The sequence below is a fragment of the Corallococcus llansteffanensis genome (assembly GCF_003612055.1).
GTDB lineage: Bacteria > Myxococcota > Myxococcia > Myxococcales > Myxococcaceae > Corallococcus > Corallococcus llansteffanensis.
On record NZ_RAWB01000683.1, the window covers coordinates 1 to 4,799 of the forward strand.

A 4,799-nucleotide genomic window follows, 5' to 3' on the forward strand; every position below is an offset into this window, starting at 1 on the left:
GGGGCAGCCGGGGCACGCGGCCGGCGGCGGCCAGGGCGTCCACGGCGTAGGCGGGGGTGGCCTCCAGCGAGACGGCGATGGCGGGCAGCGCCTTGGCCTCCTCGGCCTGGCCGTGGACCTGGAGCTCCAGCAGCCACGCCAGCGCGCCGGGCCGTTCATAGAGGGCCAGCCCCGTGAGGCCGTCGTCGGCGTAGAAGACGCAGCCCTCGTAGGTGTGTTCGTGCGCGCCGGTGACGTCCACGACGAAGGGCTGGCCGTCATCCCAGTGCAGCCAGGGCTTCGCTTCCCAGTACTCGGTGGAGGCCTGGACGAAGAGCAGCGCCTTGTCCGAACCCAGGCCGGACAGGCCCCGCTGGCCCCACGCGAGGAACGTGGCGATGGCCGCGCGCGCGGAGAGCGCCGCCTGCGGGGGCGGCTCCACGGCGAGGTCCAGCTCGGCGGCGGCGTCCGCCAGCGCGGGCTCGCACCGCACCTGGGACGTGTCCTCCACGCCGGCGAGGAGCGCGCGCAGGCCGGCGACGTCATCCTGTTCGAAGACGGGGGCGGACGGGTCGCCCGCCTCGCCGATGCGCAGGTACACGCCGGTGGTGCCCAGGGAGAGGGGGACGGGCCCCAGCTTGAGCAGGTGGACCATGGCGCCTTTCATCCCTCCTGGACGCGGCGCGCGTCCAGGACCTTGCGCACCAGCTTCATCAGGGCGCGGATGTCGAAGGGCTTCTGGAGGAACTCCATGCCGGGGTGCAGCCGCTTGAGGCCGTTGACGTCCACGGCGCTCATGCCCAGCACGGAGATGTGGCGCAGCACGGGGTCCTGCTGGATGCGCTCGATGAGGGCGGGGCCGTCCAGCACGGGCATCATCCAGTCGGTGAGCACCAGGTCCGGCCTCACCTCCGCCATGCGCTCCAGCGCCTCACGGCCATGGGACGCCGTCAGCACGCGGTAGCCCTCTTCCCTCAAGAGGTCCGCGAGCGCCTCCAGGATGCCCTGTTCGTCGTCCACCACCAGCACGGTCTCGGTCGCGGGAACCACGGGTCCTCTGGGGGTCAGGAGTGGTTGCCCGGGAAGCGGGCGATGCCGGTGAGCAGCAACTCAGGGGACGGCTGGAACGGTGGCTGGACCTCGATGCCCTGGGGCGTGATGAGGAACTCGCGCAGGGTCGGGTCGTAGTCCGCGTCCCGCAGCTTGAAGATGGACAGCAGCCGCCGCAGCCGTCCGTTGAGCTCCAGGTGGCGCATGAACAGCAGGTTCTCCGCCACGCCGGACAGGCCGGTGCCCAGCGGCACGTCCATGTCGGGGCCGAAGAGACGGGGCGTCTCCAGCGTGAAGAATGTCGTCACGCCGTTGCGGCGCAGCTCCTGCGTGAGCGCGGCGAAGAAGGGGCTGATGCGCGCGGGTTCGTGGGACGTCTCCACCATCGCGCTCAGGCCGTCCACGAACAGGCGCTTCACGCCGCGCTTGCGCACGTCCTCCAGCATCGTGTGCGCGACGAGGTCCAGGTTGCACTCGGCGGGCATGTTCCATTGGAGCGCCAGCCGGCCCTCCTTCACCGCGGTGCCCAGGGACAGGCCCACGTTGGCCGTCTTGTGCAGCAGCCGGTCCGGGCCCTCGTAGAAGCTCACCATCAGGCCGGGCTCGCCCAGGCGCAGCCCTTCGGCCAGGTGGCTCGCACCCAGGATGGTCTTGCCGCAGCCGGGGGGCCCCATCACCAGCGTGGTGGACGCGGCCGCGATGCCCTCGGGGATCATCGCGTCCAACGTGGGCACGCCGAAGCGCACCCGCTGCGTGCCCCAGTCCGGCGGCTGCACGCGGCTGACCACCGACTCCAGACGCGGGAACACCTCCACGCCCTCCTCGGAGATGCGGAAGTGGTGGGAGCCGCTGAGGCTCGCGCTGCCCCGGAACTTGCGCACCTGCAGCTCGCGCCAGGAGCGCATGGCCACGGTGCGCTCGCGCAGCTCCAGGATGCCGTCCACCATCGTGTATTCAGGATGCACGGTGGGGCCCACGCTGCTCGTGAGCAGGAGCGCGGTGAAGCGCGACAGGCCGGCGGACACCTGGAGCTCGTGGATGAACTTCTTGAAGTCGCGGCTGCTGCCCGCGGCCTCCTGCGCCTGCACCAGCCCGTCCAGCACGAGGATGCCCGCGCCGTGGTTGCGCATCTCCCGGCGCAGGAGCTCCAGCAGGCCCGGCAGCCCCTGCTCCTCCAGCATGCGGAAGCCGCTGACGTAGTAGATGCGCTGCGGCAGCTGCGAGGCGTCGAAGAACGACATGCTGCGCAGGTTCGCGAGCATGCGCGAGTGGGACTCCGCCAGCAGCGTCACGTAGAGGCAGCGCGTGCCCTGGCGCGCCTGCTGGTAGCAGAGCTGGTTGGCGAGGATGGTCTTCCCCGCCCCGGGCTCCCCCACGACGATGTAGACGCCCGACGCCACCAGACCGCCGCCCAGGATGGGGTCCAGTCCCGGCACGCCTGTCGCGATGCGGTCGAAGGCGGGAGGGTGCTGCTCGGTAGGGGACATGGCGACCGCTCATACCGTAAAACCGCGCGTGTCGCTCCGGAGTTTCTGGAGTGCCTGCCCGCCTGGAGCCCCCCTGTGGAAACCCTCGTCCGGCTCGCTGAAGGCCTGGGCCGCTTCTCCTCGCGCTTCGTGCCCAGCGCCTTCGCCATCGCCGTGCTGCTCACCCTGCTCACCATGGCGCTCGCCCTGGGGTGGGTGGGTGCTTCACCGCCAGTGGTGCTGGACGCCTGGGGCGGCGGGTTCTGGGAGCTGCTCACGTTCTCCATGCAGATGGCCCTGGTGATGTTCACGGGCTACCTGCTGGCCCTCACCGCGCCGGTGAAGGCGCTGCTGGAGAAGGTCGCGAGCCTGCCCAGGAGCCCCCGGAGCGCCACGGCCCTGATGGCCTTCGTGTCCATGGCGCTCGCGTACTTCAACTGGGGGCTGTCCCTGGTGGCCAGCGCCATGCTGGTGCGCTTCATCGCGCGGCGGCGCCCGGACGTGGACTACCGGCTGCTGGTGGCGTGCGCGTACTTCGGCCTGGGCGCGACGTGGCACGCGGGCCTGTCCGCCTCCGCCCCGCTGCTCGTCGCGACGCCGGGGCACTTCCTGGAGAAGCAGCTGGGGGTCATCCCCATCGACCGGACGCTCTTCTCCGCCTTCAACGTGGGGCTCACCCTCACCGCGGTGGCGCTGCTCACCGCGCTCGCCTGGGCGCTGCACCCTTCCCCGGAGCGCACCGTGCGCGTGGAGCCCCAGGTGCTGGAGAAGCTGGGGGACTTCACCCCGCCGCGGAGGCCCTCCGGCCGCTTGAGCCCCGCGGAGTGGTTGGATCACGCGTGGCTGCTCAACGTCGTGTTCGGCGTGCTGGGCCTGCTGTGGTTCGGCCGGCACCTGTGGCTCCACGGCGGCTGGCGCGCGCTCAACCTCAACGTCGTGAACTTCACATTCCTGGTGCTGGCGGTGCTGCTGCACGGCACGCCCGCGCGGCTGCTCAAGGCGAGCGAGGAGGCCGCGGGCGTGCTGCACGGCATCGTGCTGCAGTTCCCGCTGTACGCGGGCATCTACGGCATCTTCAAGGCCACGGGGCTCACGGACCGCATCGGGGAGCTCTTCGTGTCGCTCTCCACGCGCGAGACGTTCCCCGCCATCGTGTATCTGTACAGCGGCGTGGTGAACTACTTCGTGCCGTCCGGCGGCTCCAAGTGGGCCATTGAAGCGCCCTACCTGCTGGAGGCCGCGGGCCGGCTGGGCGTGGCGCCGGAGAAGGTGGTGCTGGCGTATGCGTGGGGCGACATGGCCACCGACCTCATCCAGCCCTTCTGGGCGCTGCCGCTGCTGGCCGTGGCCCGTTTGGAGTTCAAGGACATCCTCGGCTTCCTCCTGGTGGCGTTCCTGGCCTACCTGCCGCTGGTGACCCTGGGCTTCTTCCTCTTCGGGTAGGCCGGCTGTCCGCGCGGTGTTTCATGGTAGACAGGCACACATGGGGCCGGACGTGGGCCGGCCCTTTCAACGCCAAACGAGGGGACCCCGGAACATGAAGAGCTTGATCAACGGAAGCGTGCTGTGTGCGGTGCTGGGTGTGGCGACGGTCGCGGGAGCGCAGGATGCGGCGGCCCCGGCGGCCCCCGCGGGTGAGGCCGTGAAGGCCCCCAGCGCGGACGCGGTGAAGGACACCTGGAACTTCTTCTACAAGGGCCAGGGCCAGGGCCCGGTGCTGGTGGAAGCCAAGCTGTGCACCGAGGTGGCCAAGGAAGGCGCCAACAAGTTCGAGTGCATCACCGAGGTGGGCCCGGAAGGCGTCAAGGCGGGCACCTCCGTGATGCTGTGGCAGAGCTACCTGGTGCCCCAGGGCGACTCCGTCGACGACATCTTGGTGCAGGTGAAGCAGGGCGCCACGGTGCGCGAGACGAAGGACGTGAAGGTGAAGGGCGAAGGCTGGCGCGCCCGGCAGTGGACCGGCGTGAAGCTGGCGAAGCCCGGCGCGTGGACCGTTGTCATCATGCGCGGCGACAAGGTCCTCAAGGAAGTGCCGGTGAAGGTGCTGTAGTCGTCTGTCGCGCTTCAATCACTTGCATGGCGTCCACGCCCGCCGGGTCCCCAAGAGGGCGACCCGCGCGGGCGTCTTTCTTTACCGCCCGCGCCGCGCCCGGACCGGGAGGATTTACCGGCTGGCGGACAGCCACCCCTCCCTCGCGGGCGGGTCCAGGCCCGGCTTCAGAGGGGACACCTTCGGATGCGGGCCCTGGCAACGCGCTTGCAGAAGGGTCAGGGCGCGGTTGAAGGGCAGGGGGAGTCGGGGTT

5 protein-coding genes are annotated in these 4,799 nt (G+C 70.4%); 2 read left to right on the forward strand and 3 right to left on the reverse strand.

The annotated features are described in order from the left end of the window. From D7V93_RS38075 to D7V93_RS38085, 3 genes are all read right to left on the reverse strand, one after another. Positions 1-646 (reverse strand): hypothetical protein (locus tag D7V93_RS38075; RefSeq protein WP_244237748.1); only part of this gene is annotated, 646 nt, incomplete at its 3' end. Then, positions 643-1,029 (reverse strand): response regulator, encoded by a 387-nt coding sequence (locus D7V93_RS38080; RefSeq protein WP_120647988.1) that lies wholly within the window; start codon positions 1,027-1,029, stop codon positions 643-645. The genes D7V93_RS38075 and D7V93_RS38080, both read right to left, overlap by 4 nt. Before the next feature lie 14 nt (positions 1,030-1,043). Then, positions 1,044-2,516, reverse strand: coding sequence for an ATPase domain-containing protein (locus tag D7V93_RS38085; RefSeq protein ID WP_120647989.1), 1,473 nt, complete (start codon positions 2,514-2,516; stop codon positions 1,044-1,046). Between the two features lie 75 nt (positions 2,517-2,591). Between D7V93_RS38085 and D7V93_RS38090 the strand changes: the two genes are divergently transcribed. Together D7V93_RS38090 and D7V93_RS38095 are read left to right on the forward strand one after the other, a co-directional pair. Continuing rightward, a complete protein-coding gene (locus tag D7V93_RS38090) occupies positions 2,592-3,938 on the forward strand; it encodes a short-chain fatty acid transporter (RefSeq protein ID WP_120647990.1) in 1,347 nt (448 codons plus the stop codon). 94 nt (positions 3,939-4,032) lie between these two features. After that, the gene (locus D7V93_RS38095) at positions 4,033-4,545 is read left to right on the forward strand and encodes a hypothetical protein (protein ID WP_120647991.1); all 513 of its coding nucleotides are present in this window, start codon (positions 4,033-4,035) and stop codon (positions 4,543-4,545) included. The last annotated feature ends 254 nt before the right edge of the window (positions 4,546-4,799 follow it).